This window comes from Curtobacterium sp. NPDC092190, from assembly GCF_044755625.1.
Lineage (GTDB): Bacteria > Actinomycetota > Actinomycetes > Actinomycetales > Microbacteriaceae > Curtobacterium.
The window spans coordinates 548951-575123 of sequence record NZ_JBIVRJ010000002.1; the positions used below are offsets into that span (position 1 = coordinate 548951).

Genomic DNA, 26173 nt, shown 5'->3' on the forward strand with positions numbered 1-26173 from the left:
ATGGTCCGTCTGTGGTTGATCATCGCCGTCGCCGCCGTGGCCTTCACGGTCTACGCGGTCATCGACTGCGCGACCATGCCGCGGCAGCGCATCCGCTCCCTGCGGCGCGGGTGGTGGATCCTCCTCGTGCTCGTCCTCCCGGTGCTCGGTGGCCTGCTGTGGTTCGTGCTCGGCCGGGCGCCCGCCACCCCGGGGCCGACGCCCCGGTACCGTGGACCCGAAGACGACCCCGACTTCCTCGGCGGCCCGCGCGGCCCCGGGACACTCCGCACCGGAACGGACCAGGACGACGAAACCCTCCGAGACCTCGAGGACCAGTTCCGCGATGAACGACGCGACCGCGACGAACGAGACGACGACCGCCCCGCCGATCGCTGACGGGTCCGCGGGGTCCGGCAGCGCTGCCACCGACTTCGCCCTGGCACTCCTGCGGGAACTCGCCCGTGCCGGGGTGACCGACGTCGTCGTCAGCCCGGGCTCCCGGTCGCAGGCGCTCGCCCTCGCGACGGTCGCGCTCGAGCGCGCGGGCGGCACGACGGTGCACGTCCGGCTCGACGAGCGGACCGCCGGGTTCTTCGCCCTCGGGCTCGCCGTCGAGTCCGGCCGTCCGGCCGCGGTCGTCACGACCTCGGGCACCGCCGTCGCCAACCTGCACCCGGCCGTGCTCGAGGCGCACCACTCCGGCGTGCCGATGGTCGTCCTCTCCGCCGACCGGCCGGACGAGCTGCGGGGCATCGGCAGCAACCAGACCACGGTCCAGCCGGGCATGTTCGGCCCTGCCGTGTCCTTCGTGCGCGACGTGCAGGCGCCCACCGCGGACGGCGCTGTCGACGCGGACGCCGTCCGGACGCTCGCCCGGGAGGCCGTCGCCGTCGCCGCCGGGCACACCGGGCAGCCCGGTCCCGTCCAGCTGAACGTCGCGTTCCGCGAACCGCTCTCCGCCGGGCTGCGTGCCGAGGACGTCGCCGCCGTGCCGCACGACGAGGTCGACACCGACCACGCCCGTCGTCGGGTGCACGCCGGACTGCCGGTCGTCGAACTCGCGCCGGACGACGCACCCGCGACGGTCGTCATCGCCGGACACGACGCCGGCGAGGACGCCGAACGGATCGCCTGGGAGCTCGGTGCGCCGCTGCTGGCCGAGGTGTCGAGCGGCGCGCGGTTCGGGCGCAACCTGGTCGTCGCCTACCGCGAGCTGCTGCGCGACCCCGAGCTCGGCGGAGCGGTCCGTCGCGCGGTCGTCCTCGGACACCCGACGCTCAGTCGCGAGGTCCCGGCCCTGCTGCAGCGGGCCGACGTCGAGACGATCGTGGTCCGCGGACCCGGGGCCGACCCGTTCGACCCGGCCCGTGCCTCCCGGCCGGACGCCGCGACCACCTTCGTGTCCGACGTCCGCGTGACGGGCCGCACCACCCCGGGACACCGCGCGTGGGTCGGGCGGTGGGTGACGACCAGTCGCGCGCTCCTCGGGGACGGTGACGCCGGTCCGGACCTCGACGCGAAGCGGTCGGGGGACCGCGCCGAGCGCAACCGGTACCTGCGCGACGAGGTCGCCCTGCGTCGCAGGCCCGTCGACCGCACCATGCTGGTCGACGCCGTCTGGGGCGCCACCTGGCCGCACGACCGGCTCGTCCTCGGTGCCTCGCAGCTCATCCGTGTCGCCGACGCGCACGTCCCGGGCAAGAAGGTCCGGGTGCACGCCAACCGCGGTCTCGCCGGTATCGACGGCACGGTCTCGACCGCACTCGGCATCGCGGCCGCGCTCGAACGGACGCCCGACTCCGTCGGCACCACGCGGGTGCTCGTCGGCGACCTGACCTTCCTGCACGACCTCGGGGCGTTCGTCACCGGGACCGAGGAGCCGACGCACCGCGTCCAGGTCGTCGTCGGCAACGACGGTGGCGGTGCGATCTTCCGCGGGCTGGAGGTCGCCGCGACCACCCCGGAGCAGGACATGCGCCGCATGATGACGACACCGCAGCACGTCGACGTCGAGCGTGTCGTGACCGGTCTCGGCTGGTCCTACCGACGGGCCGGGACGTGGGGCGACCTCGAGGGTGCACTCACCGATCCGGCCCAGCGCCTGGTGGTCGAGGTGCCGCTGACCGACTGACCACGGGGGCCAGGGACCGAAGGCCAGGGGTCAGGGGTCAGGGGTCAGGCGAGCGCGTCGCGGATCGGACGGAACTTCAGGGCGGTCTCGGCGACCTCGCGCGCCGGGTCCGACCCCGCGACGATCCCCGCGCCGGCCCACGCGCGCACGGTCCCGTCGTCGTCGATCCGGGCGCTGCGGAGCGCGAGCATCCACTCGCCGTCGCCGTTCGCGCCGAGCCAGCCGACCGGCCCCGCGTAGCGACCGCGGTCGACGCCCTCGAGCTCGGCGACCAGTCGGACGGCGACGTCGGTGGGGGTGCCCGCCACGGCCGCGGTCGGGTGCAGGGCGTCGGCGACGTCGAGCGAGGTGGTGCCGACCGGCAGGGTCGCGCGGACGTCGGTGGCCAGGTGCCACAGGTTCGGCAGCTGGAGCCGGAACGGCTCGGGGTCCGCGCGGACGTCGGTGGCGACGGTCCGGAGCGCCTGCAGCAGGCTGGTGATCGCGAAGCCGTGCTCCTCGACGTCCTTCGCGCTCGACGCCAGGGCCTCGGCCGCGGCCCGGTCGGACACCGGGTCGTCGCCGCGCGCGGCGCTCCCGGCGAGCACCCGCGCCGACAGCTCCGTGCCGTCGGTCCGGGCGAGGGTCTCCGGGGTCGCTCCGACGAGTCCGTCGACGGCGAAGGTGACGCACTGCGGGTAGGCCGCCGCCAGGTCGAGCAGGACCGCCCGTCGGTCGGCACCGGCGGGCAGCGTGCCGACCAGGTCGCGCGCCAGGACGACCTTCTCGGCCTCGCCTGCGGTGATCCGACGGACGGCGTCCGCGACGGACGCGGCGTAGGCGTCCTCGTCGACCCGGCCGGGGCCGAAGGCGACCGAGACGTGCCCGCCGACGGCCGGCACCGGCACCGAGGTCCGCGAGAACGCGAGGGGCTGCGGGTCCGGTGTCGTGTCGACGGCGGTGAGCCAGGCCTTGCCGCGGCGCTTGCCGATCACCACGCGCGGCACGACGAGCACGCTCTGCTCGGCGGAGTCGTCGGCGAACGCGAAGGACCCGAACGCGACCAGCCCGGTGCCGCGCAGCTGCACGGGGTCGTCCACCGTGGCGCCCTGCACCAGGTCACGCCACACCGCCGACGCCTGCCGCATGCGGTCGGCTCCGGAGAACGTGAACCGGAGCACTTCGCCGATCCCGACGATGCCGTCACCGCTCCGGACGAACGCCAGCGGCGCGTCCCGCAGGGTGTGGCGCAGGACGTCCCCCGGGTCGTCGAGTATCCGGGTCGAGACCGTGAGCGAGGGGGCCGCCGTGGTGGTTCGGGTCACGGACCGATCGTACGCGCGCAGCGACCCGCCGGACCCCGGCCGGGCGTCCGGGCAGCCCGGGGCCGCGACCTCTAGGATGGTGCGGTGAGCAGAGCGGACCTGAGCAAGCGGCCGGACGAGGTGGCGGCCATGTTCGACGACGTCGCCGCGAAGTACGACCTCACGAACGACATCCTCTCGGCGGGCAACGCCCCGCTGTGGCGCGTCGCGACGGTCCGTGCGGTCGACCCCCAGCCGGGCGAGCGGGTGCTCGACATCGCGGCCGGGACGGGCACGAGCGCAGCGGCGTTCGCGAAGAAGGGCGCCGACGTCACGGCGCTCGACCTGTCGGCGGGCATGATCGCGGTCGGGCGCGAGCGGCACCCGGAGATCACGTTCGTCGAGGGTGACGCGGAGCACCTGCCGTTCGACGACGACTCGTTCGACGCGGTGACGATCTCCTTCGGCCTGCGCAACGTCAACGACCCGATGCAGGCGATCACCGAGATGCTCCGGGTGCTCAAGCCCGGGGGCCGACTGGTCATCTGCGAGTTCTCCACGCCGCCCGTGGCGCTCCTGCGCTTCGGCTACGGCGCGTACCTCAAGCGCGTGCTCCCGGGCATCGCGCGGCTGTCGAGCAGCAACCCGGCGGCCTACCGCTACCTGGCCGAGTCGATCGAGGCGTGGCCCGACCAGCAGGTCCTCAGCCAGTGGCTGCGCGGCGTCGGCTTCACGATGGTCGCCCACCGCAACCTGACCGCGGGCATCGTGGCGCTGCACCGCGGCCGCAAGCCCGTCGCGGGCACGGTCCGCGAGTCCGTCGCCCGCCGGGCGAAGGCCCGTCGCGAGCACCAGCACACCGGCGAGCAGCCGAGCGTCGAACCCGGCGACGCCTGACCGGTCACCCGACCCCGAACACGGAGCAGCACTTGAACCCGAGCGTCCCGGTCGCACGCCGCGCACCGAGCCTCCGCGCCTCGCTGGGCATCGGCGAGCGGTTGTTCGCGACCCCGTCCGAGCGCCGCTTCATCAGCGCGGTCGACGACGGGCTCGAGCTCGTCGAGCAGGGCCTCGAGGAGGCCATGCGCTCGACCGACACCCTGGCGGACACCACGAGCCGCTACCTGCTCTCGGCGGGCGGCAAGCGCATCCGGCCGACGCTGACGCTGCTCATCGCGCAGCTGGGCAACGGGGTGACCGACGCGGTGGTCAAGGCCGCGGTGAGCATCGAGACCACCCACCTGGCGTCGCTGTACCACGACGACGTCATGGACGAGGCCCCGGTCCGCCGGGGGGTCCCGGCGGCGCACGTGACCTACGGCAACAACGTCGCGATCCTGACCGGCGACCTGCTCTTCGCACGTGCCAGCCTGATCACCGCCGACCTCGGGACCGAGGGCATCCGGATGCAGGCGGAGACCTTCCAGCGCCTCTGCATGGGGCAGCTGCACGAGACGACGGGCCCGCAGCCCGGGGACGACCCGGTCGAGCACTACATCCAGGTGCTCAGCGACAAGACGGGCTCGCTGATCGCCACGGCGGCCCGCGCCGGCGTGATGTTCTCCGGAGCCGACCGCGCCTACCTGCACGCCGTCGGGACCTTCGGCGAGAAGGTCGGCGTCGCCTTCCAGCTCGTCGACGACGTCATCGACCTCGCCCCGGCGAAGGACCGCACCGGCAAGATCGCCGGCAACGACCTGCGCGCCGGCGTGGACACCCTGCCGCTGCTGCAGCTGCGTCGCCTGGCCGCCGCCGACGACGGCGCGGCCGACCTGCTCGCCCGGATCGAGCACGACGTGAAGGACGCCCCCGACGACGCCGTGGACTCCGCGCCGTACCGGTCGGCCGTCGCCGCGCTGCGCGAGCACGAAGCCACCACCGCCACCCGCGCCGTCGCCGTCCGTTGGGCGGAGGAGGCGGTCGAGGCCCTGGAACCGCTGCCCGACGGCACCGTGAAGCGCGCGCTGACCCGCTTCGCCGAGTCCGTCGTCGAACGCAGCCGCTGACACGAGGGCCCACCGAGGCCCATCGGGAGCACCCGCCCGAACGAACTGGAGACATCAGTGCCCACCCTGCGAATCGCCATCGTCGGCGCCGGCCCCGCCGGCATCTACGCCGCGGACATCCTGCTGCGCGAGGCGCACGGCACCGACGTGTCGATCGACCTCTTCGAGCAGCTCCCCGCGCCCTACGGCCTGGTCCGCTACGGCGTCGCACCGGACCACCCGCGCATCAAGGGCATCGTCAACGCCCTGCGGGACGTCCTCGACCGCGGAGTCGTCCGACTCTTCGGCAACGTGCGCTTCGGGGAGGACATCACCCTCGACGACCTCAAGCAGCACTACAACGCCGTGCTGTTCTCGACCGGCGCGATCAAGGACGCCGAGCTCGACGTCCCCGGGGCCGATCTCGACGGCTCCCACGGTGCCGCGGACTTCGTCAGCTGGTTCGACGGGCACCCGGACGTGCCGCGCACGTGGCCGCTCACGGCGTCGAGCGTCGCGGTGATCGGCAACGGCAACGTCGCGCTCGACGTGTCCCGCATCCTCGCGAAGCACGCCGACGACCTGCTGCCCACCGAGATCCCGGCGAACGTGTACGAGGGGCTGCAGGCGAGCCCGGTCACCGACGTGCACGTGTTCGGACGACGCGGTCCGGCGCAGGTGAAGTTCACGCCGCTGGAGCTCCGCGAGCTCGGTGAGCTCCGCGACGTCGACATGGTCGTGTACGACGAGGACTTCGACCACGACGAGGCATCGCTCACCGCGATCCAGACCAACAAGCAGGTCATGGTGATGAACCGTGTCCTGGAGCAGTGGCGCACGCGTGAGGTCGGGCAGGCCAGTCGCCGGCTCCACCTGCACTTCTGGGCGAAGCCCGTCGAGATCGTCGGCGAGGACGGCCACGTCACGGCACTGCGGTACGAGCGCACCCGGCCGAACGGCGAGGGCGGCGTCGAGGGCACCGGCGAGGTCCGCGAGCTCCCCGTGCAGGCCGTCTACCGAGCGGTGGGCTACTTCGGCTCCCCGCTGCCCGGTGTGCCCTTCGACGAGAAGACCGGCGTCATCCCGAACCGCGAGGGCCAGGTGCTCGACGAGGACGGCTCGCCGCTCCCGGGCGTCTACGCGACCGGGTGGATCAAGCGTGGCCCGGTCGGCCTGATCGGGCACACCAAGTCCGACGCGATGGAGACCGTCCAGCACATCGTCAACGACCAGGCGTCGTGGTGGACGCCGGCCGACCCGTCGCCCGAGGCGGTCCCGGCACTGCTCCGCGAGCGCGGCGTGGACTACACCGACCTCGACGGCTGGCACGCCCTCGACGAGCACGAGCAGGCCCTGGGCGCCGCGGAGGGTCGCGAGCGCATCAAGGTCGTCCCGCGCGACGAGATGGTCGACGTCTCGCTCCGACGCATGCCCTCGCCCACGAGCTGACCGCAGCACGATGACCGCGTCACGCCCCGCACCGCCCGCCGCGATGCGGGGCGTGCTCGTCGCGCCCGGTCGTCTGCAGGGCGTCGACGTGGCGCGAGCGCTCGCGCTCCTCGGCATGATGGCGGCCCACGTCGGCGGCATCGCCGAGGCCGTGGACTGGGGTGACCCCGGCACGTGGTCCGCCGTGGCGCACGGACGGCCCTCCACCCTGTTCGCGGTGCTCGCGGGCGTCTCGATCGGTCTGACGAGCGGACGGACGGATCCGCCAGGACCACCGGTCATCGGGCGGATCCGAGCACGGCTGGCGATCCGGGCCGTGGCGGTGGTCGCGGTCGGGCTCCTGCTCATGGCGCTCGGCACACCCGTCTACGTCATCCTGCCCACGTACGGCGCGCTCTTCCTGCTGGTGCTGCCGGCGCTCCGGTGGCGACCGGGCTGGTTGCTCGTCGCCGCGGCGGTGTGCGCGCTGCTGTCGCCCGTGGTCGCGCTCGCGTCGGCACCGTCCTACGCCGGCGCCGGCATGTGGGAGGTGCAACTCGGGCTCGTCTACCCGGTGGTCACCTTCCTGGCGTACGTCCTGGTCGGTCTCGCGGTCGCCAGGGTCGGACTGGAGGCGCGGCGTGCGCAGGTCGCGCTCCTCGCGTCCGGGCTGCTGGTCGCCGTCGCGGCCTACGTGGTCGGCAACGTCCTGGCGCCGGTCCCGGTCGACGCCGGGGTCGAAGCGTTCCCGGGTGTCCCGTGGGCGCCGGACGGCAGCGGGGGAGCCGTGGCGCTCGCGCAGCTGCTGCTGTCCCCGCGCGACCACTCGTCGTCGGTCGTCGACGTCGTCGGGACCGCCGGGGTCGCGGTGGCGGTGCTCGCCCTGTGCACCCTGGTGTTCGACGGCCGCGGCCGGACGGTCTCGCGGATCGCCTTCCCGCTCGCCGCCGTGGGGTCGATGCCGCTGACGGTCTACGCCGGGCACCTCGTCGTGATCGCGCTGCTGCCGGAGTACCCGGAGTCGGGCACGGTGTGGGCGGGGTTCGCGATCGGCTCGGTGCTGTTCGCGATGCTGTGGCGCACGTTCCTCGGGAGCGGACCGCTCGAGCGCGTGGTCGCTCGCCTCACCCGTCTGGTGCCGGCAGCGCCCTGACCGGGGAGGCGGGCGGTCGCCGATCCTCCCGGCCGTGGGTCCCTACTGCAGGGCGGCGGTGAGCCGCGCGACGTTGTCGAGGACCTGGGACCGGCGCGGTCGCTCGAGCCACGCGTCCAGGGTGAGCTCGAACGACGCGTCCTTGTACGCGGCCTGCACATCGCGGAGCGCATCGACGAACCGGCTGCCGCGCACCATCACCGAGACCTCGAGGTTGAGGCTGAACGACCGCATGTCCATGTTGCTCGACCCGATGACGGAGACGTCGTCGTCGATGGTGAAGTGCTTCGCGTGCAGGATCGTCGGCGCCCGGTAGAGCCAGATCCGGACACCGGCGCGCAGGAGCTCCTCGTAGTAGGAGCGCTGTGCGTGCCACGTCATCGCGTGGTCACCCATCTCGCCGACGAAGAGCTCGACCTCGACCCCGCGCTGGGCGGTCGTGGTGATCGCGTAGAGCATCGAGTCGTCGGGGACGAAGTAGGGCGAGGTGATGGACACCTTCTCCTGTGCGGAGTACAGCAGCGCGTTGAACAGGCGCAGGTTGTTCTCACCGTCGAAGCCGGGCCCGGACGGCACGACCTGGCAGTCGAGCGCGTCGCCGCGGTCGGCGCGCTGGACGGGGTCGCTCTCGCGGAGCAGGAGCTCGTCGGTCTCGCTGTACCAGTCCGTCACGAACAGGGCGTTGAGCCCCGCGACGACGGGACCCTCGAACCGGGCGAACAGGTCCTTGTAGACCATGCCCTTCTCGATGTGCGACTGCAGGTCGTACGACGGGTCGATGAGGTTCTGCGAGCCCGTGAAGGCCACCGAGCCGTCGATGACCATGATCTTCCGGTGGTTGCGCAGGTCGGGCCGCTGGAACTTCCCCTGCAGCGGCTGCAGCGGCAGCATGAGGTGCCACTCGATGTTGGCCCGGTCGAGGAACGCGAGCGTGTCCTTGTAGCCCGGGTACCCGCGGCTCGCCCAGTGGTCGAGCAGGAACCGCACGGTGACACCGCGTGCCTGGGCACGGGCCAGTGCCTCGAAGTACGGCCGGGTGGTGTCGTCGAGCGTCGCGATGTAGAACTCGACGTGCACGAAGCGCCGGGACTGGTCGATCGCCCGCGTCATCTCCTGCACCGACTCGTACGAGTCGGGGTAGAGCTCGGCGGAGTTGCCGCCGACCAGGGGCATGGCGCCCAGCTCGCGGTTCAGCTTCGTCACGGACTCGAGCCACAGCGGCCACGGGTGGTCGCGGCGCACACGCTCGATGCCCTCGGTCTGCTCGAGGATGTACGCGTTGATCTCGGTCTGCTTCTCGCGCCGTGCCTTCGGCAGCTTCGTCGACCCGATGACCATGAAGACGATGAACCCGATGTAGGGGATCAGGAAGATCGCGAGCAACCAGGCCGTCGCGGTCTGCGGCTTCCGGTTGTAGGGGACGTAGATGATCGAGAAGACGCGGATCGCCAGGTCCAGCAGGACCAGGAGGACGGTGACCGCGACGCCGAGCCAGTGCTCCACGGGCGCGGCGCTAGCGGAAGTTGATGAACTGCAGCGGCACGTCGAACTCTTCACCCTTGAGGAGCTGGATCGTGTTCTGCAGGTCGTCGCGGCTCTTGGAGGAGACGCGGAGCTCGTCGCCCTGGATCTGGCTCTTCACGCTCTTCGGGGCGTTCGCGCGGAGGAACGCGCCGATCTTCTTGGCGACGTCCTGCTCGATGCCGTTCTTGAACTTCACCTCGATGCGGTACTCCTTGCCCGAGGGGTACGGGTCTCCGGCGTCCAGGCTCTTCAACGAGATGTTCCGCTTGATGGCCTTGGTCTGCAGCACGTCGAGGACGGCCTTGGCGCGCTCCTCGGAGTTCGCCTTGATGAGGACGTCCTCGCCGCTGAACGCGATCGAGGCGTCGGCGCCCTTGAAGTCGTACCGCTGCTCGATCTCCTTGGCGGCCTGGTTGAGGGCGTTCTCCGCCTCCATCTTGTCGACCTTGCTGACCACGTCGAAGGAACTGTCTGCCATGCGGGACAGCCTAACCGCGCGACGGGATCCCGGTTCGGTGGTCACGAGCACCCTCCGACGTCCGGTATGCTCTTCAGCGCGCCTTCGGTTGGTGACCACACCGGTCGGGTGCGCACACGGCAAGTTACCCAAGCGGCCAAAGGGATCTGACTGTAAATCAGCCGGCGTAGCCTTCGGGGGTTCGAATCCCTCACTTGCCACAGCGAACAGCCCCGTCCGGTCCGGACGGGGCTGTTGCCGTTCCCGGCCTGGCGTCCTTCCGGGGCGTGATCCGGCAGGCTGGTGACATGCCCGACAGCCTCGCTCCCGCCCAGTTCGCCGACCTCGCCGAGTCGATCGCCCGTGAGGCAGCAGCGCTCGCGGCCCGCCGACGAGCGGAGGGGGTCGAGGTCGCCGACCGGAAGTCGAGCATCGTCGACGTCGTCACGGCTGCCGACCGGGAGGTCGAGGACCTCATCCGCACGCGGATCGCCGAGGCGCGTCCCGACGACGCCTTCCACGGCGAGGAGTCTGGCTCCGGTGTCGGGTCCACGGGGATCACCTGGGTGGTCGACCCGATCGACGGCACGGTCAACTACCTCTACGGCAGTGAGCAGTACGGGGTGAGCATCGGCGTCGTGCGGGGGAGCGCGGACCCGACGCAGTGGGAGGCGCTCGCGGGGATCGTCGTGGCGCCGGCGACCGGCACGGTGTTCCGGGCGGTGTCCGGCGAGGGCGCGACACGCGACGGCGTCCCGCTCCGCGTGTCGACCCCGTCGTCCCTCGCGGAGACGCTCGTCGCGACGGGCTTCGGCTACACCGCCGACCGTCGGCGTGAGCAGGTCGCGGTGCTGGCCGGCCTGATCGGCGAGGTGCGGGACGTTCGTCGCGCGGGAGCGGCGTCGCTCGACTGCTGCGCGGTCGGGGCCGGCACCGTCGACGCGTACTACGAGCGCGGCATCAACCCGTGGGACATGGCGGCGGGGTCGCTCGTCGCCGCCGAGGCCGGAGCGAGCGTCCGGATCTGGGAGGCCGGCGGCACGCGCTCCTTCCTGTTCGCGGCCCCCGCCGTGGCCGACCAGCTGGAGTCCCTGGTCCGTCGGCTCGAGTCCGAGGAGCTCGTCGACTGACGGCCCGGAGGCGCACCCGCCGGGTGTCGGCAGGGTCCGGTGGGGCACCGCTCGCGGACGGTGCACGGTCGTGCAGACGACTGGCGGTGCGCGACGGCCCCTGCTAGCGTGCTCCAGTCCCGTTATCTGCTCGTTACACACGAGCGCCCCGTGCCCCGATCAGGATCAGCCTCGAACACATGCCCCACGCCTCCACGACTGCGCAGACGCCCACCCGCACCGAGACCGAGCCGGTCGTGCACCTGACGCGACGCGCACGCATCGAGGCCGAGCGTCGAGCGGCTGCGACCAGCACCCCGCGCTCCGCAGCGGCTCCGCAGTCCCCGGTCGACGCACCGTCGTTCGACGAGCTCGTCGCCCCGACGACGCCCGCAGCCCCGGTCTCACCGATCGACCTCGCGCCGGCCTCACCGGTCCGGCCGGCACCGTCCGCCGGAGCGGTCACGCCGCCCGCGCCGGTCTCGCCCGACGTCGCACCGGCGGCGGACGCCTCGCGCGCCCCGACCCCGGTCGTGGATGCGGTCCGTCCGTCGGGAGCGCGACGTCCCGCGACCGCCCCGACGTCCAGCGGCAGGGCTCCGGAGGCCGGCCGCGGCCGCGGCCGTGCACGGCGCACCGCCACGGCCGCCCGCGTCGACCGTGCGACCCGTCACATCAGCAGCGCCTCGGCGTCGTCGGTGTCCACGGGCAGCATGCGCGGTGACGCCTTCCGCCGGAACGCCTCGCGGGTCACCGCCGTCGGCGCACTGCTGTTCGCCGCCGGGCTGGTCGTGTCGACGTCGCTGCCGGCGCAGGCGCTCTGGGTGCCGCCGGCTGACACCACCGCGGCTCGCGCCACCGCCACCGGCGGATCACAGTCCCTCAGCGTGGGCAACGGTGCCGTGGACGCCGAGACCACCCGCGACCAGTACTCGGTGACGTCCGCCACGCAGTACAAGAACGTCGACGCGTCGTCCTTCTCGAACGACCCGAACGGCTCGATCCAGTGGCCGTTCCTGACCGGGGTGCCGATCACGTCGGGCTTCGGCGGTCGTCAGGTCGAGGGCTGCTCGTTCTGCTCGACGAACCACATGGGCGTCGACTTCGCCCCGGGCGAAGGGACCCCGATCCGCTCCGTCGCCGCGGGCACGGTCATCAAGGTGCAGGCGCACGACGGCGGCTTCGGCAACGACGTGTGGGTGCAGCACGACGTCGACGGCAAGCAGTTCGTCAGCGTGTACGGCCACATGAAGGACGGCACGTTCAAGGTCGTCACCGGGCAGGAGGTCGCCGTCGGCGACGAACTCGGCGAGGTCGGGTCGACCGGCAACTCGACCGGTCCGCACCTGCACCTGGAGATCCACGTCGGTGGCGTCCCGGTGGACCCGCTGACCTGGCTCCGCGCCAACGCGAACTAGCGGAGGAGCGGCGGCACGCCCGGGCGACACGTCCGGTTCCCGACCACCGTCGCACGTCTGCTACGCTCGTCTGGTGCCGCCGAGCGGCACTCGCCCCGATAGCTCAGTGGTAGAGCACTTCCATGGTAAGGAAGGGGTCGTCAGTTCAATCCTGACTCGGGGCTCCGACCCGGAGCTGTTGTCGCTCCGGATCTCCGGCGGGGTAGCTCAGTTGGTTAGAGCACACGACTCATAATCGTGGGGTCACGGGTTCAAGTCCCGTCCTCGCTACCACAGGCCCGGCGGCCAGATCGCCGGGCTTTCGTCGTTCCCGGACTGCACCATCCCCGCGCGCGCCCGGCGCTGTGCCGACCCGTGCTCTGTGCCGGTCTGTGCTCTGTGCCGACCGGTGCTCTGTGCGATCCGTGCTCCACGCGTCCGCCGGTCCGCGTCCGTTCCGTCCCATTGCGCTCGACCTGGGATGCTGTTCCGCTCGTGGTGCGCAGGAGCGCCAGTCCTCCTGCGCGCAGAAGTGCCTCCTACGCGCAGAACGGCTCCGGGCGATCGCCCGCCGCGGTCGCGGCTCAGCGCGGGGGAGCGGTCAGCACGCCCGCCCCCCGGAGGGCCCGTTCGAGCGTCGCCTCCACCTGCTGCCGGGCGCTCCGCCGACGCCCCGCGCCGATGCCGCCCCCGGACACCGCCGTGGCGTGCTGGGCGTGCCGGAGCGTGATCGTGGTCGACGTCCCCGTGACGGTCGTCGAGAGCTCGTACCGCCGGAACTCCCGCGCCGGGTGCACGAGGGCGCCGAGCAGGATCGTCAGCAGCCGGTTGCCGATCGTCGCGGTGATCGTGCCCCCGGTCGACTCGACCCGGTGCCCGGTCTGTCGGAGTGCCGCGCCGGCGACCTCCATGGCGGTGCACCGGTCGCCCGTGTGGACCGCGTACTGCGTCGTGTGCTCCATGAGTCCCTCCCCGTCCCCGGAGTCGTACCCGGCGTCCCCCCGGACACCGTGCGGCGAGCATAGCCGATGCATGCTCAGGGAGAGGGCGTGTGTCGAGCGTGCTCGGTAGACTCCCACGCGTGTCAGTGAACCCCGAGCTCGTCGGCAGGACGTTCCCGCCGGCCCAGCCCTACCTGGTCGGTCGTGAGAAGGTGCGCGAGTTCTCGCGCGCCGTGTTCGCGACGAACCCGGTCCACCACGAGCCCGACGCCGCCCGCGCCGCCGGCTACACCGACGTGGTCGCCCCGCCGACCTTCGCCGTCGTCGTGCAGGAGGCGACGCTCGCCCAGCTCCTGGCCGAGCCGGACGCCGGCATCGACTTCTCCCGAGTCGTGCACGGTGAGCAGTCCTTCACCTACGACCGGCCGATCGTCGCGGGCGACGAGCTGACCGCCACGCTCACCGTCACCAGCGTGAAGACCCTCGGCGGCAACGCCATGGTGACCGCCGAGAGCACGATGCAGGACGCCTCGGGGGAGCACGTCGTCACCGCGACCTCCACCCTCGTGGTCCGAGGAGACGACGCATGACCACCGCACCCGCCACCGCGCTCGAGGTCGGCACCGTCGTCGCCGAGCGCGAGGTCCACCTCACCCGCGACGCGCTCGTCCGCTACGCCGGTGCCTCGGGCGACTTCAACCCGATCCACTACCGCGACGACGTCGCCGCCTCCGTCGGGCTCCCCGGCGTGCTCGCGCACGGCATGCTGACGATGGGGCTCGCCGTCCAGCCCGTCGCCGAGTGGCTCGGCGACCGCGGCTGGGTCCAGCGCTACGGCGTCCGATTCACCCGCCCGGTCGTCGTCGACCCCGAGCAGGGCGCGACCGTCGACGTCGTCGCGAAGGTCGGCACCGTCGACGACCAGGGGCGTCCGCAGCGCATCGACCTCACCGTGACCGCCGCCGGGCAGACCGTGCTCGGCAAGGCGCAGGTCACGGTGGTGTTCCGCTGACCGTGTCGACGCGACTGGCCGACCTCACCACGTTCCGCGTCGGAGGTCCTGCGGCGACGCTCCTGGTCGCGGACACGACCGACGAGCTCGTCGCGCACGCGCACACCGCGTGGCAGGACGACGAGTGGCTCGTCGTCGGTGGCGGCAGCAACCTGCTCGTCGCCGACGACGGCTTCGCCGGCACCGTCGTGCTCGTCCGGACGCGCGGTGTCGACGCCGAGCCCGACGAGGACGGCGTCACCGTCCGCGTCGCGGCCGGCGAACCGTGGGACCGGTTCGTCGCGACGACCGTCGAGAACGGTTGGACCGGCCTGGAGGCCCTCAGCGGCATCCCGGGCACGGTCGGTGCCGCCCCCGTGCAGAACATCGGCGCCTACGGGGTCGAGCTCTCCGACGTGCTCTCCCGCATCGAGTTCCTCGACGCGTCGACGGGGGAACGCGCGTGGGTGGACGCGGCCGAGCTGGCGCTCGGCTACCGCACCTCGACGCTCAAGCACGGGCGACGAGGCGTGGTGCTGACGGTCGAGTTCCGCCTCGGCGCCACCGTGGACGAGGGCGTGCCCGTCCGCTACGCCCAGCTGGCCGGCTCGCTCGGCGTCGAGCTCGGCACCCCGGTCGACCCGATGACCATCCGGACGACGGTGCTGCGCCTGCGGTCGTCCAAGGGGATGGTGCTCGACGATGCCGACCCGGACACGTGGAGCGCCGGCTCGTTCTTCACGAACCCCATCGTGTCGGCCGGGTTCGCCGAGACGCTGCCGCCGGAGGCCCCTCGTTGGCCGGCCGGCGAGGACGTGAAGCTCAGCGCCGCGTGGCTCATCGAGCACGCGGGGGTGCACCGCGGGTACGCGGTCCCCGGGTCGCACGCCGCGATCTCGTCGAAGCACACCCTGGCGCTGACCAACCGCGGGGGTGCCACCGCAGCCCAGGTCGCCGAGCTCGCGCGGTACGTCCAGGTGACCGTCCTGAACCGCTTCGGCGTCTCGCTGGTCCCGGAGCCGGTCGTGGTGGGGGACCTGCTCGGCGCGAGCTGACCACCGGACGGACGCCGCGCCTCCCGGCCGTCGCAGTCTCGCGAGACGCAACGTGGGCGGCTCCGCGCAGCGGTCAGCGCTGCGGGGAACCGCCCACGTTGCGTGCTGCGGAGGGGGCTACGCGGAGAAGAACGCCGCCAGGCGCCGGACGCCCTCGGCGATGTCGTCGTCGCCGAGCGCGTAGGACATCCGGATGTAGCCGGAGGGGCCGAAGGCCTCGCCCGGGACGACCGCGACCTCGGCGTGCTCGAGGATCAGGTCCGCGAGCTCGAGCGTGGTCGTCGGGGTCGAACCCGCCCACTCGCGGCCGAGGAGCGCCGTGACGTCGGGGTAGACGTAGAAGGCGCCCTTCGGGGTCGGGGTGACGAAGCCCGGGATCGCGTTGAGCCCCTCGACGATGGCGCGACGGCGGCGGTCGAACGCCTCGCGCATCGCCGCGACGGGCTCCTGCGGGCCGGTGAGGGCTGCGATCGCGGCACGCTGCGACACGTTCGCCACGTTCGACGACAGGTGCGACTGCAGGTTGGACGCGGCCTTCACGGCGTCGGCCGGGCCGATGGACCACCCGACGCGCCACCCGGTCATGGCGTACGTCTTCGCGACGCCGTTGACGAGGATCGTGGTGTCGGCGAGGGCCGGCACCGCGTCGAGGATGCCCGTGAAGGCGACGTCGTCGTAGACCAGGTCCTGGTAGATCTCGTCGCTGACCACCCAGATGCCGTGCTCGAGCGCCCACTCGCCGATGGCCTTCGTCTGCTCGGCCGAGTACACCGAGCCGGTGGGGTTCGAGGGGGAGCAGAACAGCAGCGCCTTGGTCTTCGGCGTGCGCGCTGCCTCGAGCTGCTCGACCGTGACGAGGTAGTCCTGGTCGCTGCCCGCGAAGACCTCGACCGGGGTGCCCCCGGCCAGGCGGATCGCCTCGGGGTAGGTGGTCCAGTAGGGAGCGGGCAGCAGGACCTCGTCGCCCTCGTCCACGATGGTCTGGAAGGCCTGGTAGACGGCCTGCTTCCCGCCGTTGGTGACGATGACCTGCGACGGGTCGACGGTGACGCCGGACTCGCGAGCGGTCTTCTCGGCGATCGCCCGCTTGAGCTCGGGCAGGCCCGTCGCCGGCGTGTAGCGGTGGTTCGCGGGGTCCTGGACGGCCAGGACGGCGGCGTCGACCACGTGCTGCGGCGTCGCGAAGTCCGGCTCGCCCGCCGCGAACGAGATCACCGGACGACCGGCGGCCTTGAGCGCCTTGGCCTTCGCATCGACCTTGAGCGTCGCGGACTCGGCGATCGCGGCGATGCGCGACGCGATGCGCGGACGGTCGGAGGTCGCGGCGACGGAGTCCGTCGCGGTCTCGGGGGCGGTGGACTCGGGGCCGGGGGCTGCGGTGCTCACGGCCGCCAGCCTACCGGCGCGGCACGCCGGGGGGAGCGGCCGAGTGGACAGCGTGTGACGGACTCCCGTACACTCGACCACCGGCGCACGGAACGGTGACGGGACGTGCCCCAGGGGGTTCCGACCCCTACAGGGCGGTGGCTCAATTGGTAGAGCAGCGGTCTCCAAAACCGCAGGTTGCAGGTTCGAGTCCTGTCCGCCCTGCAAGTCTGGAAGGTGTGAAGGTGGCGAGCAAGGACATGGAGACGACGGCGGACGACGTCGTCGCGAAGGCCAAGGCCGACCGTGCTCAGCGTGGTGGCCCGATCGCTGCCGTCGTCCTCTTCATCCGCCAGGTCATCGGCGAACTCCGCAAGGTCGTCACGCCGACCCGTAAGGAGCTCTTCAGCTACACCGGCGTCGTGCTCGTCTTCGTCGTCGTGATGATGATCCTGGTGTCGATCCTCGACTTCGTCTTCGGTCTCGGCGTCGGTTACGTCTTCGGCAACGGTCCCACGGCCTGACCCGTCGCCGACCGGCCTGACGGCTGGTCTGCTGCGTCCGTTCACCTGGCCGGACCCCGACAGGAGTACGGTCGCCCGAGACGGCGACGGACGCGAACCGCTCCGGCCACTCACCCGATCCGCACCACCGAACGGAAAGAACCGCAGTGTCTGACTACTCCCGCGACGACATCGACCTCGCCACGGCTGCCGAGCAGTCCTCCGAGGTCGAGGAGAACCAGGAAGGCGACGTCGAGACCGCCGAGGGCCGTTCGGTCGAGTCCGCCGAGGAGCGTGCGATCTCCGTCGAGGACGAGGACGCCGAGTCCCTCGGGACGAGCGACGAGCCGGACGACGGCACGGTGGACACCTCCATCGACGAGGCGCTCACGGCGCTGGCCGAGTCCCGCGACCCCGAGGCCGACGCCGTCGTCGACGACGCGCTCGACATCGACTCCGCCGACGAGGCCGAGGCCGCCGTCGAGGCGGTCGAGGACGAGGAGGAGACCGAGCTCGAGGACGCCTCCGCAGCCGAGGCGAACGAGACGCTCGCCGCGGACGAGGCCCTCGACGCCGACGAGGTCGACGACGAGCCCGCCGAGGTCGACCCGTACGACGCCTTCAAGGCCGAACTGCGGATGAAGCCGGGCAAGTGGTACGTCATCCACTCCTACGCGGGCTTCGAGCGCCGCGTGAAGTCGAACATCGAGAACCGCATGATCTCGATGTCGATGGAGGACTCGATCTACCAGGTCGAGGTCCCGATGGAGGACGTCGTCGAGATCAAGAATGGGCAGCGCAAGCTGGTCACCCGCGTCCGGATCCCCTCGTACGTGCTCGTCCGCATGGACCTCAACGAGGACTCGTGGTCGGTCGTCCGCCACACCCCCGGTGTCACCGGCTTCGTCGGCAACGCCCACAACCCGACGCCGCTCCGCTTCGACGAGGCGTTCGGCATGCTGAAGTCGCTCGTGCAGGTCGCCGAGGCCGCACCGACCAAGGGTGGCGCGAAGTCCGGCGGTGCCGCACAGGCGCAGCCGCAGGCCGAGGTCGACTTCGAGATCGGCGAGACGATCACCATCAAGGAAGGCTCGTTCGCGGGCCTGCCGGGTTCGATCTCCGAGATCAAGCCGGAGAGCGGCAAGCTCACCGTCCTCGTCTCGCTGTTCGAGCGCGAGACCCCGGTCGAGCTCAGCTTCGACCAGGTCACCAAGCTGTAGTAAGCTACTGAGGTTTGGCCCCGCGTGCTGTGGCATGCGGGGCTTCACCGCGGTCCGGATCCGCCGGGCCAGCGGGAGAGTGCACGGATCCCCGTGCGTTCGATTCCAGGAGGAAGCACAACATGGCACCGAAGAAGAAGGTCACGGGCCTCATCAAGCTGCAGATCAACGCGGGCGCCGCCAACCCGGCCCCGCCGATCGGTCCTGCGCTCGGTCAGCACGGCGTGAACATCATGGAGTTCTGCAAGGCGTACAACGCCGCGACCGAGTCGCAGCGCGGGAACGTCGTGCCGGTCGAGATCACCGTCTACGAGGACCGTTCGTTCACGTTCGTCCTCAAGACCCCGCCGGCCGCAGAGCTGATCAAGAAGGCCGCGGGTGTGCAGAAGGGGTCCTCGACCCCGCACACGGTCAAGGTCGCGAAGATCTCGATGGACCAGGTCCGTCAGATCGCCGAGACCAAGCAGGCCGACCTGAACGCCAACGACATCGAGCAGGCCGCGAAGATCATCGCCGGCACCGCTCGTTCGATGGGCATCACGGTCGAGGCGTAAGCCTCAGCGCCCCACACACCCCGACCCCTTTCCGTGGGAGAGCCTCGCCGGCTCGTCAACCACGTAGCTCCTGAGGAGAACACCATGGCGAAGAAGTCCAAGGCCTACCAGGCCGCGGCCGCGAAGATCGAGGCCGACAAGTTCTACACCCCGACCGAGGCAGTCGCCCTCGCGAAGGAGACCGGCTCGGCGAAGACCGACTCCACGGTCGAGGTCGCGCTGAAGCTCGGCGTCGACCCGCGCAAGGCCGACCAGATGGTCCGCGGCACGGTCATCCTGCCGCACGGCACGGGCAAGACCGCCCGCGTCATCGTCTTCGCCGTGGGCGCTGCGGCCGAGGCCGCCATCGCCGCCGGTGCCGACGAGGTCGGTGGCGACGAGCTCATCGCGAAGGTGGCCGAGGGCTACACCGCGTTCGACTCCGCCGTCGCGACGCCGGAGCTCATGGGCAAGGTCGGTCGTCTCGGCAAGGTGCTCGGCCCGCGTGGCCTCATGCCCAACCCGAAGACCGGCACCGTGACCCCGAACGTGGCGCAGGCCGTCAACGACATCAAGGGCGGCAAGATCGAGTTCCGCGTCGACAAGCACGCCAACGTGCACTTCGTCGTCGGCAAGGCCTCGTTCACGCCGGAGCAGCTCGACGAGAACATCTCGGCCGCGCTCGAGGAGATCGTCCGCCTCAAGCCGTCCGCGTCGAAGGGCCGCTACATCATGAAGGGCGCCGTCTCGACGACGTTCGGACCGGGCATCCCGCTCGACGTCAACGCCATCTGATCGACTGATCAGGCCAAGAGGACCCGCACCGATCGGTGCGGGTCCTCCTGCGTTCCCGGGGGTCCGACCGGATACCGTGGCCTCGTGCGGACCCTCGTGAACTCCCTCCGGCTCGTCGCCGTGATCGCGGTCGTCGCTGCGGTCCTCGCGCAGTGGCTCGTGACCTCCCGGACGCCGGACTACCTCTTCTGGAACTTCTTCGGTTACTTCACGATCCAGTCGAACATCATCGTCGCGGTGGCCTTCGCACTGACCCTGGTGGCAGCAGCGCGACGGCAGCGCAGCAACCTGCTGCTCACCGGGTTCCGGGGTGCGGCGACGGTGTACATCGCCACGACGGGCGTCGTCTACAACACGCTGCTCGTCGGGGCCTCGGTGTCGAACACGGTGCCGTGGTCGAACGACGTGCTGCACAAGGTGGTCCCGCTGTACGCCGTGCTCGACTGGCTGGTGTTCTCCGACCGGGCGCGGCTGCTCCTCCGGCACGTCTGGTGGTTCCTGGTCTACCCGGCGGTCTGGCTCGTCGTGGTGCTCGTCCGCGGCGCGACCGACGGGTGGGTCCCGTACCCGTTCCTGGACCCTGCGCAGGGCTACGGCGTGGTGGCGCTGTACTGCCTCGGCGTCGCGGTGTTCATCGGGCTCATGGGGATCCTCGTGGTGGGGATGAGCCGGCTGCGTCTGCTGCGGGTCTAGACCCGGAACGTCCGGAGCTTGTCGAGCACGAGGTCCGCGAGCTGGACGAGCCCGCGGATCTGGTCGTCGTCGCGGTCCACCCACCGGCACTCGGGTTCGTCGGCGACGGGCACGAAGTCGTCGTGGCGCTCCCACACGAACAGGGTGCGGTCGGCCCCCAGGACGTACTGCTGCCACCAGACCTGGCGCAGGTAGTGCCGGGGGATGCTCCGCCAGCCCTTGCCCGTGGTCTTGATCTCGGCGAGCACGAGTCGGTCGGACGCGTCGTGGCCGACGCCGTCGGGGGTCGCCAGGTGCGCGCGGTTCGTGCTCGCGTGGAAGAGGTGGGCCGACGGCTCGATGCCGTGCGTGGCCGCGACCCAGGCGGCGATCACGGGCTCGCGGTCCTTGCCGTGCTCGGTCCAGGCGTTGCCCGAGAACCGGGAGCCGTACCGCTTCTCGGCGACGACGGTCTCGACCGCGCGCAGCGACGCGAGCCGTGCGACGTCGGTCGCGGTGATGCCCATCGCGCGGGCGCGGAGCCACGCCACCCGGTCGGACGAGTGCGCGACGATCCGCTCGGTGTGCCCGCGGAGCGCGGTGAACGCATCGTGGCCACCGGGCACGGATCGTGTGCCGTCGGCAGGACGACCGACGGGAGCAGCGTCGCGTGCAGCCGCCCGGACGGCGGACGTGGCCGGCGCGGCGGAGGCGGGGAGGGCCTCCAGACCGGGGTCCAGGTCGCCCCACAGGGTGGGCTGCACGATCGTCACCGGACGATTGTCACCCCGCGGGCCGACACGGCGCGAACCGACGCGCGCGGCGTCCGCCCTCAGGAGACGAGCTGACGGCCCTCGGCGGGGGCGACGAGCTCGTCGACGCCGGCGGGGGAGAGCGCGTAGTCGAGGGCGAGCACGGCTGCGCCCTGCAGTGCGGCGACGGAGCCCGCACGGGACTGCGCGATCACGAGGTGCTCGGTGGCGAGGGGCATCGAGCGGGCGTAGACGACCTCGCGGACACCGGCGAGCAGGTGCTCCCCGGCACGGGTGATGGAGCCGCCGAGCGTGATCACGGACGGGTTGACGAGCGAGACGCAGGTCGCGAGGACCTCGCCGATGTCCCGGCCGGCCTGTCGGACGGCCCCGATCGCGTCGAGTTCCGAACGGTTCACCAGGTCGATGACGTCGCCGCTGGTGTGCACGTCGTGGCCCTTCGCCCGCAGGGCGCGGGCGATGGCCGGGCCGGAGGCGACGGCCTCGAGGCAGCCGGTGTTGCCGCAGTGGCACGGCACGTCGCCCGCGCGGGACACGCGCACGTGACCGATGTCGCCCGCGGTGCCCTGCGCGCCCCGGCGGAGCTGCCCGTCGGAGACGATGCCCGAGCCGATACCGGTCGCGACCTTCACGAACAACAGGTGGTCCAGGTCCGGCCAGCCGTACGCCCGTTCACCGAGCGCGGCGATGTTCACGTCGTTGTCGACCAGCACGTGCGCGGCGACGTGGCCGCGCAACCATCCGGGGACGTCGAAGCCGTCCCAGCCCGGCATGATCGGCGGGTTCGCCGGGCGCCCGGTGGAGAACTCGACCGGGCCGGGGACGCCGATGCCGATCGCGACGACGTCGTCGCGCCGCCGACCGACCTCGTCGAGCAGTTCGTCGACGGTCTCGACCAGCCACGTGAGGGTGGGGACCGGGCCGGCGGCGATGTCGATCGCGGCCTCCCGCGTCGCGAGCGGGGCCCCGACGAGGTCGGTCACGGCGACCCGCCCGTGCGAGGCACCGAGGTCGGCGGCCACGACGAGGCGTGCGCGCGGGACGAGGGCGACCTGGGCGGGCGGACGGCCGCCGGTCGACGCGGCGGTCTCCACGGGGCCCACGAGCCCCACGTCGACGAGGGCGTCCAGGCGCACGGCGATCGTCGAGCGCGCGAGTCCCGTCAGGGCGGCGAGCTCCGCCCGGGTCCGCGGCACACCGTCGCGGAGGATCTGGAAGAGTTCGCTCGCTCCGACCGGCGGCGACGCTGCCGTCCGGGTGAAGTCGATCATGTCGGGAGTGAAGCACACATCGAACGCGCCACGCAACGAAGACTGTCGAGGACTTCGCAACTTCTGCTTGACCGCCGACAGAAGCGGCCATAGTGTGACGCTCGATCACTGACGATCCACCATCTCGACGAGGAGAACCCCTGGTGACACAACCCCTGTCGGTCCAGCTCTACACGGTGCGGGACGCCCTCTCGGCGGACCTGCCGGGCACGCTCCAGCGCATCGCGTCCATCGGTTACACGAACGTCGAGGCCTTCGGCTTCGTCGACCGCGCCGAGGAACTGCGCGACGCCCTGGCGGCCGCTGGCCTGCAGGCACCGAGCGGCCACGCCCGTCTGCTGGACGCCGGGGAGCAGGACCTCGAGCGCATCCTCCACGCCAGCGTCACGGTCGGGCTGGGGACGCTCATCGACCCGCACATCGACGAGGCCCGCTGGACGACCCGCGAGGACGTCGAGGCCGTCGCCCGCGAACTCAGCGCACTGGCTCCCCGCGCCGCCGACCACGGACTCGTGCTCGGCTACCACAACCACGCGTTCGAGTTCTCGAACCGCATCGACGGCGTGAGCGCCTACGAGGTCTTCGCCGACGCGCTGTCCGACGACGTCGTCCTCGAGCTCGACACCTACTGGGTGACGGTCGGTGGCGACGACCCGGTCGCGATCCTCGGCAAGTACGGCGACAAGGTGCAGTTCCTGCACGTCAAGGACGGCGACGGCTCGCACGACGACGAGAAGCAGGTCGCGGTGGGCAACGGCGTCATGCCGATCCGCGACATCGTCGCCGCGGCGCCGGACGCCCAGCACGTCGTCGAGCTCGACGGCCACGAGGGCGACGTGTTCCAGGCCGTCGCCGACTCGTACACGTTCCTGCAGGGGGTCCGCGCATGACCGACACGACGACCGCGGCGGGCGCGCAGCAGTCCGACGACGCCGCGCGCCGCACCGGCCCGGTCGGGGTCGGCGTCATCGGGGCCGGGGTCATCTCCGACCAGTACCTGTCGAACCTCACGGTCTTCCCCGACGTCGAGGTCCGGTTCATCGCCGACATCGACGAGGCACGTGCCGCCGCCCAGGCCGAGAAGTGGGGCGTCGCCGGATCGGGATCGGTGGAGGAGCTCCTCGCCGACGACGACGTCGAGATCGTCGTGAACCTGACCATCCCGGCCGCGCACGTCGAGGTCGCCCTCCGCGCCCTCGCCGCGGGCAAGCACGTCTGGGGCGAGAAGCCCTACGCGCTCGACCGTTCCAGCGCGGCCGAGCTCCGGGACGCGGCGCGCGCCGCCGGCAGGACCGTCAGCGTCGCGCCGGACACGTTCCTCGGCGCCGGACTGCAGACCGCCCTCCGGACGATCCGCGACGGTCGGATCGGCACGCCGCTGAACGGTCTGACGCTCTTCCAGAGCCCCGGCCCGGAGTCGTGGCACCCGAGCCCCGAGTTCCTGTTCGCGGACGGCGCCGGCCCGCTGTTCGACATCGGCCCGTACTACATCACCACCCTGGTGCAGGCGTTCGGACCCGTCGCGAAGGTCACCGCCACCGCCTCGAAGTCCCGTGCCACCCGCACGATCGGCTCGGGTCCGCAGGCCGGGACGGAGTTCCCCGTCGACGTGCCGACGAACCACTCGGCGCTGATCCAGTTCGAGGACGGCGGGAGCGCGCAGAGCGTGTTCTCGTTCGAGTCCGACCGTGGCCGCACCGGCTTCGTCGAGATCGCGGGGGAGACGGGGACCGTCGTGTTCCCGGACCCGAACGACTTCGACGGCGACACCGAGCTGTACGTGCTCGGCGCCGACGAGCCCGAGACGATCCCCGCCGTCGGGTCCACCTACTCGCGGGGGACGGGCGTGGTCGACCTGGCCCGCTCCCTCCGTGCGGGTGAGGAGAACCGGGTCCCCGGCGACCTCGCCTTCCACGTCCTCGACGTGATGGTCTCCATCGCCGAGGCGGCAGAACGTGGTGAGACGGTGCTCGTGGAGAGCACCGTCGCACCCTCCCCGACCCTCCCCGAGGGCTGGGACCCCGCGGAGTCGACCCTGTCCTGACCGGACGCGCCGGCGTCCGTCCGCGGACGACGGCACACCCGGGCAGGGCATCGGGACGACCCCGCACGCCGGTGACGGCGACGTCGACCGGCACGCACACAGCAGCACCCGACACGTACACCCCTTCGCACCATCTCAACGACGAGAAAGTAGAGAGTCATGCGCACTGCCATCCGCGCACTGGCCATCACCGCGGCCGCGGCACTCACCGTGACCGGCCTGGCGGCCTGCTCCTCCGGGTCGTCCGGTTCCTCCGGCGACTCGAAGACGCTCACGTACTGGGCGTCCAACCAGGGCACGTCCCTGCAGAACGACAAGGAGGTGCTCACCCCCGTCCTCGAGAAGTTCACCAAGGAGACCGGGATCAAGGTGGACCTCCAGGTCATCGGCTGGAACGACCTGCAGACGAAGATCACCACCGCCGTCACCTCGGGCCAGGGCCCGGACGTGGTCAACATCGGCAACACCTGGGCGACGTCGCTCCAGGCCACCGGCGCCTTCCAGGAGTTCGGCGACTCGGAGATGGAGGCGATCGGCGGCGCCGACAAGTTCGGCAAGGTCGCCCTGTCCACCGGTGGTGCTCCGGGCAAGACCGTCACGAGCGTCCCGCTCTACGGCCTCGCCTACGGCCTGTACTACAACAAGCAGATGTTCAAGGACGCCGGCCTCGAGGCACCCACCACGTGGGAGGAGCTGACCGCCGACGCGAAGAAGCTCACCACCGACGGCAAGTACGGCTTCACCATCGCCGGTGGCTCGTACACCGAGAACGCGCACTTCGCCTTCATCAACTCGGCGCAGAACGGCGGCGAGTGGTTCGACGAGGACGGCAACCCGACGTTCACCCAGAAGGCGAACGTCGACGGCATCAAGCGTTACCTCGACCTGATGCAGTCCGACAAGGCGGTCAACACCTCGAACGCGCAGTACGACAACGGCACGCAGGCGGTGTCGGACTTCGCGAACAAGAAGGCCGCGATGATGCTGACGCAGAACAACGCGAACGCCACGATCACGTCGAACGGCATGTCCGCCGACGACTTCGGCGTGGTGCCCTTCCCGGCACCTGAGGGCGCGAAGGACATCGCCTCCTTCCCCGCCGGCATCAACCTGTCGGTCTTCAAGAACACGAAGAACAAGGACGGTGCGCTGAAGTTCGTCAAGTACATGACGAGCGAGGACACCCAGACGACGCTCGACAAGCCGTACTCGGCCCTGCCGGTGCTCGCCTCGGCTGCCGACTCGGTCTCCGACGAGCAGACGAAGACGTTCCTCGACATCTACAACAACAAGGCGAAGCCGCTCCCGCTGGTGCCCGCCGAGGACCAGTTCGAGTCGACCGTCGGCAAGGCGATGAACGACATGTTCGCCAAGATCGCCACCGGCGGCACGGTGTCCGACAGCGACATCAAGACGGCCCTGCAGACCGCGCAGGACCAGGTCTCGCAGTCGGTCGGCTAGTCGGCCGGGAGGCCCGGGGTGCGTCCGCAGGACGCGCCCCGGGCCTCGCCCCTCCACACCCGGCCCCGCGCCGGGGGTGAGCGCATCGGCTCACGCACGC

At 71.5% G+C, this 26173-nt stretch carries 26 protein-coding genes and 4 tRNA genes; 23 read left to right on the forward strand and 7 right to left on the reverse strand.

Annotation, left to right across the window (positions count from 1 at the left end):
* Complete coding sequence (locus tag ACIQFY_RS06840; protein ID WP_251154611.1) at positions 1 to 378, forward strand: PLDc N-terminal domain-containing protein; 378 nt, start codon at positions 1 to 3, stop codon at positions 376 to 378.
* Positions 326 to 2113: a 2-succinyl-5-enolpyruvyl-6-hydroxy-3-cyclohexene-1-carboxylic-acid synthase gene (menD, locus tag ACIQFY_RS06845; protein WP_400338957.1), complete on the forward strand. Its 1788-nt coding sequence runs from the start codon at positions 326 to 328 to the stop codon at positions 2111 to 2113. The genes ACIQFY_RS06840 and menD overlap by 53 nt, the downstream gene beginning before the upstream one ends.
* A gap of 44 nt (positions 2114 to 2157) precedes the next feature.
* Here menD and ACIQFY_RS06850 read toward each other — a convergent pair whose 3' ends face one another.
* Positions 2158 to 3417 (reverse strand): isochorismate synthase MenF, encoded by a 1260-nt coding sequence (locus tag ACIQFY_RS06850; protein WP_400338960.1) that lies wholly within the window; start codon positions 3415 to 3417, stop codon positions 2158 to 2160.
* An 84-nt stretch (positions 3418 to 3501) separates the two neighbouring features.
* On the opposite strand from ACIQFY_RS06850, the gene ACIQFY_RS06855 reads away from it, so the two are divergent.
* The 4 genes from ACIQFY_RS06855 to ACIQFY_RS06870 are packed head-to-tail and all read left to right on the forward strand — an operon-like array spanning position 3502 to position 7962.
* A complete protein-coding gene (locus ACIQFY_RS06855; protein ID WP_066655267.1) occupies positions 3502 to 4293 on the forward strand; it encodes a demethylmenaquinone methyltransferase in 792 nt (263 codons plus the stop codon).
* A gap of 32 nt (positions 4294 to 4325) precedes the next feature.
* On the forward strand, positions 4326 to 5402 hold the full coding sequence (locus ACIQFY_RS06860) for a polyprenyl synthetase family protein (RefSeq protein ID WP_066655261.1): 1077 nt from the start codon (positions 4326 to 4328) through the stop codon (positions 5400 to 5402).
* 57 nt (positions 5403 to 5459) lie between these two features.
* Positions 5460 to 6830, forward strand: a complete 1371-nt coding sequence (locus ACIQFY_RS06865) for an FAD-dependent oxidoreductase (RefSeq protein WP_400338962.1) — start codon at positions 5460 to 5462, stop codon at positions 6828 to 6830.
* Between the two features lie 10 nt (positions 6831 to 6840).
* Positions 6841 to 7962 (forward strand): heparan-alpha-glucosaminide N-acetyltransferase domain-containing protein, encoded by a 1122-nt coding sequence (locus tag ACIQFY_RS06870; RefSeq protein WP_400338965.1) that lies wholly within the window; start codon positions 6841 to 6843, stop codon positions 7960 to 7962.
* 42 nt (positions 7963 to 8004) lie between these two features.
* On the opposite strand, the gene cls is transcribed toward ACIQFY_RS06870, so the two are convergent.
* Together cls and ACIQFY_RS06880 are read right to left on the reverse strand one after the other, a co-directional pair.
* The gene (cls, locus tag ACIQFY_RS06875) at positions 8005 to 9465 is read right to left on the reverse strand and encodes a cardiolipin synthase (protein WP_400338966.1); all 1461 of its coding nucleotides are present in this window, start codon (positions 9463 to 9465) and stop codon (positions 8005 to 8007) included.
* Between the two features lie 10 nt (positions 9466 to 9475).
* Positions 9476 to 9964, reverse strand: coding sequence for a YajQ family cyclic di-GMP-binding protein (locus ACIQFY_RS06880; RefSeq protein ID WP_066655250.1), 489 nt, complete (start codon positions 9962 to 9964; stop codon positions 9476 to 9478).
* A 118-nt stretch (positions 9965 to 10082) separates the two neighbouring features.
* Here ACIQFY_RS06880 and ACIQFY_RS06885 point away from each other — a divergent pair.
* From ACIQFY_RS06885 to ACIQFY_RS06905, 5 genes are all read left to right on the forward strand, one after another.
* Positions 10083 to 10164 (forward strand) — tRNA-Tyr (locus ACIQFY_RS06885).
* Between the two features lie 87 nt (positions 10165 to 10251).
* The gene (locus ACIQFY_RS06890; RefSeq protein ID WP_326495437.1) at positions 10252 to 11073 is read left to right on the forward strand and encodes an inositol monophosphatase family protein; all 822 of its coding nucleotides are present in this window, start codon (positions 10252 to 10254) and stop codon (positions 11071 to 11073) included.
* Between the two features lie 179 nt (positions 11074 to 11252).
* Positions 11253 to 12470: a peptidoglycan DD-metalloendopeptidase family protein gene (locus ACIQFY_RS06895; protein WP_326495438.1), complete on the forward strand. Its 1218-nt coding sequence runs from the start codon at positions 11253 to 11255 to the stop codon at positions 12468 to 12470.
* A gap of 92 nt (positions 12471 to 12562) precedes the next feature.
* Positions 12563 to 12634: transfer RNA gene (locus tag ACIQFY_RS06900), tRNA-Thr, on the forward strand.
* A 32-nt stretch (positions 12635 to 12666) separates the two neighbouring features.
* Positions 12667 to 12743, forward strand: a tRNA-Met gene (locus ACIQFY_RS06905).
* Between the two features lie 290 nt (positions 12744 to 13033).
* Here ACIQFY_RS06905 and ACIQFY_RS06910 read toward each other — a convergent pair.
* The gene (locus ACIQFY_RS06910; protein WP_326495439.1) at positions 13034 to 13411 is read right to left on the reverse strand and encodes a hypothetical protein; all 378 of its coding nucleotides are present in this window, start codon (positions 13409 to 13411) and stop codon (positions 13034 to 13036) included.
* Positions 13412 to 13530: 119 nt separating this feature from the next.
* On the opposite strand from ACIQFY_RS06910, the gene ACIQFY_RS06915 reads away from it, so the two are divergent.
* Genes ACIQFY_RS06915 through ACIQFY_RS06925 form a run of 3 tightly spaced genes read left to right on the forward strand, consistent with a single transcriptional unit; the run spans position 13531 to position 15436 of the window.
* A complete protein-coding gene (locus ACIQFY_RS06915; protein WP_251159576.1) occupies positions 13531 to 13980 on the forward strand; it encodes a MaoC family dehydratase N-terminal domain-containing protein in 450 nt (149 codons plus the stop codon).
* A complete protein-coding gene (locus tag ACIQFY_RS06920; RefSeq protein ID WP_400338971.1) occupies positions 13977 to 14402 on the forward strand; it encodes a MaoC/PaaZ C-terminal domain-containing protein in 426 nt (141 codons plus the stop codon). Before ACIQFY_RS06915 ends, ACIQFY_RS06920 begins: the two co-directional genes overlap by 4 nt.
* A complete protein-coding gene (locus ACIQFY_RS06925; RefSeq protein ID WP_209685269.1) occupies positions 14399 to 15436 on the forward strand; it encodes a UDP-N-acetylmuramate dehydrogenase in 1038 nt (345 codons plus the stop codon). The genes ACIQFY_RS06920 and ACIQFY_RS06925 overlap by 4 nt, the downstream gene beginning before the upstream one ends.
* 117 nt (positions 15437 to 15553) lie before the next feature.
* Here the strand turns inward: ACIQFY_RS06925 and ACIQFY_RS06930 are convergent, their stop codons facing one another.
* Positions 15554 to 16738, reverse strand: a complete 1185-nt coding sequence (locus ACIQFY_RS06930) for a pyridoxal phosphate-dependent aminotransferase (RefSeq protein ID WP_400339247.1) — start codon at positions 16736 to 16738, stop codon at positions 15554 to 15556.
* 215 nt (positions 16739 to 16953) lie between these two features.
* On the opposite strand from ACIQFY_RS06930, the gene ACIQFY_RS06935 reads away from it, so the two are divergent.
* The 6 genes from ACIQFY_RS06935 (at position 16954) to ACIQFY_RS06960 (ending at position 20545) form a co-directional block, all read left to right on the forward strand.
* A tRNA-Trp gene (locus ACIQFY_RS06935) sits at positions 16954 to 17026 on the forward strand.
* Between the two features lie 20 nt (positions 17027 to 17046).
* Positions 17047 to 17325, forward strand: coding sequence for a preprotein translocase subunit SecE (gene secE, locus ACIQFY_RS06940; protein ID WP_066658449.1), 279 nt, complete (start codon positions 17047 to 17049; stop codon positions 17323 to 17325).
* A gap of 146 nt (positions 17326 to 17471) precedes the next feature.
* Positions 17472 to 18524: a transcription termination/antitermination protein NusG gene (nusG, locus tag ACIQFY_RS06945; protein ID WP_209685055.1), complete on the forward strand. Its 1053-nt coding sequence runs from the start codon at positions 17472 to 17474 to the stop codon at positions 18522 to 18524.
* Between the two features lie 122 nt (positions 18525 to 18646).
* Positions 18647 to 19078 carry a 50S ribosomal protein L11 gene (rplK, locus tag ACIQFY_RS06950; RefSeq protein WP_017888638.1) on the forward strand — a complete coding sequence of 144 codons (432 nt, stop codon included), beginning with the start codon at positions 18647 to 18649 and terminating at the stop codon, positions 19076 to 19078.
* An 84-nt stretch (positions 19079 to 19162) separates the two neighbouring features.
* The gene (rplA, locus tag ACIQFY_RS06955) at positions 19163 to 19852 is read left to right on the forward strand and encodes a 50S ribosomal protein L1 (protein ID WP_066655236.1); all 690 of its coding nucleotides are present in this window, start codon (positions 19163 to 19165) and stop codon (positions 19850 to 19852) included.
* Between the two features lie 84 nt (positions 19853 to 19936).
* On the forward strand, positions 19937 to 20545 hold the full coding sequence (locus tag ACIQFY_RS06960) for a Pr6Pr family membrane protein (protein WP_271825253.1): 609 nt from the start codon (positions 19937 to 19939) through the stop codon (positions 20543 to 20545).
* Here ACIQFY_RS06960 and ACIQFY_RS06965 read toward each other — a convergent pair.
* Both ACIQFY_RS06965 and ACIQFY_RS06970 read right to left on the reverse strand, forming a co-directional pair.
* Positions 20542 to 21297 carry a YqaJ viral recombinase family protein gene (locus ACIQFY_RS06965; RefSeq protein ID WP_400338980.1) on the reverse strand — a complete coding sequence of 252 codons (756 nt, stop codon included), beginning with the start codon at positions 21295 to 21297 and terminating at the stop codon, positions 20542 to 20544. The two genes, ACIQFY_RS06960 and ACIQFY_RS06965, sit on opposite strands and share 4 nt — an antisense overlap.
* A gap of 59 nt (positions 21298 to 21356) precedes the next feature.
* Positions 21357 to 22568 carry an ROK family transcriptional regulator gene (locus tag ACIQFY_RS06970; protein ID WP_066655230.1) on the reverse strand — a complete coding sequence of 404 codons (1212 nt, stop codon included), beginning with the start codon at positions 22566 to 22568 and terminating at the stop codon, positions 21357 to 21359.
* A gap of 143 nt (positions 22569 to 22711) precedes the next feature.
* Between ACIQFY_RS06970 and ACIQFY_RS06975 the strand changes: the two genes are divergently transcribed.
* The 3 genes from ACIQFY_RS06975 (at position 22712) to ACIQFY_RS06985 (ending at position 26073) form a co-directional block, all read left to right on the forward strand.
* Positions 22712 to 23458: a sugar phosphate isomerase/epimerase gene (locus ACIQFY_RS06975; protein ID WP_066655229.1), complete on the forward strand. Its 747-nt coding sequence runs from the start codon at positions 22712 to 22714 to the stop codon at positions 23456 to 23458.
* A complete protein-coding gene (locus ACIQFY_RS06980; RefSeq protein ID WP_400338984.1) occupies positions 23455 to 24612 on the forward strand; it encodes a Gfo/Idh/MocA family protein in 1158 nt (385 codons plus the stop codon). The genes ACIQFY_RS06975 and ACIQFY_RS06980 overlap by 4 nt, the downstream gene beginning before the upstream one ends.
* Before the next feature lie 159 nt (positions 24613 to 24771).
* Positions 24772 to 26073: a sugar ABC transporter substrate-binding protein gene (locus ACIQFY_RS06985; RefSeq protein ID WP_066655227.1), complete on the forward strand. Its 1302-nt coding sequence runs from the start codon at positions 24772 to 24774 to the stop codon at positions 26071 to 26073.
* The last annotated feature ends 100 nt before the right edge of the window (positions 26074 to 26173 follow it).

Coding starts and splice junctions, on each gene's coding strand:
- ACIQFY_RS06840 (WP_251154611.1), top strand. CDS start 1: ATGGTCCGTCTGTGGTTGATCATCGCCGTCGCCGCCGTGGCCTTCACG.
- menD (WP_400338957.1), top strand. CDS start 326: ATGAACGACGCGACCGCGACGAACGAGACGACGACCGCCCCGCCGATC.
- ACIQFY_RS06870 (WP_400338965.1), top strand. CDS start 6,841: ATGACCGCGTCACGCCCCGCACCGCCCGCCGCGATGCGGGGCGTGCTC.
- ACIQFY_RS06880 (WP_066655250.1), bottom strand. CDS start 9,964: ATGGCAGACAGTTCCTTCGACGTGGTCAGCAAGGTCGACAAGATGGAG.
- ACIQFY_RS06890 (WP_326495437.1), top strand. CDS start 10,252: ATGCCCGACAGCCTCGCTCCCGCCCAGTTCGCCGACCTCGCCGAGTCG.
- ACIQFY_RS06895 (WP_326495438.1), top strand. CDS start 11,253: ATGCCCCACGCCTCCACGACTGCGCAGACGCCCACCCGCACCGAGACC.
- ACIQFY_RS06910 (WP_326495439.1), bottom strand. CDS start 13,411: ATGGAGCACACGACGCAGTACGCGGTCCACACGGGCGACCGGTGCACC.
- ACIQFY_RS06920 (WP_400338971.1), top strand. CDS start 13,977: ATGACCACCGCACCCGCCACCGCGCTCGAGGTCGGCACCGTCGTCGCC.
- rplK (WP_017888638.1), top strand. CDS start 18,647: ATGGCACCGAAGAAGAAGGTCACGGGCCTCATCAAGCTGCAGATCAAC.
- rplA (WP_066655236.1), top strand. CDS start 19,163: ATGGCGAAGAAGTCCAAGGCCTACCAGGCCGCGGCCGCGAAGATCGAG.
- ACIQFY_RS06970 (WP_066655230.1), bottom strand. CDS start 22,568: ATGATCGACTTCACCCGGACGGCAGCGTCGCCGCCGGTCGGAGCGAGC.
- ACIQFY_RS06980 (WP_400338984.1), top strand. CDS start 23,455: ATGACCGACACGACGACCGCGGCGGGCGCGCAGCAGTCCGACGACGCC.
- ACIQFY_RS06985 (WP_066655227.1), top strand. CDS start 24,772: ATGCGCACTGCCATCCGCGCACTGGCCATCACCGCGGCCGCGGCACTC.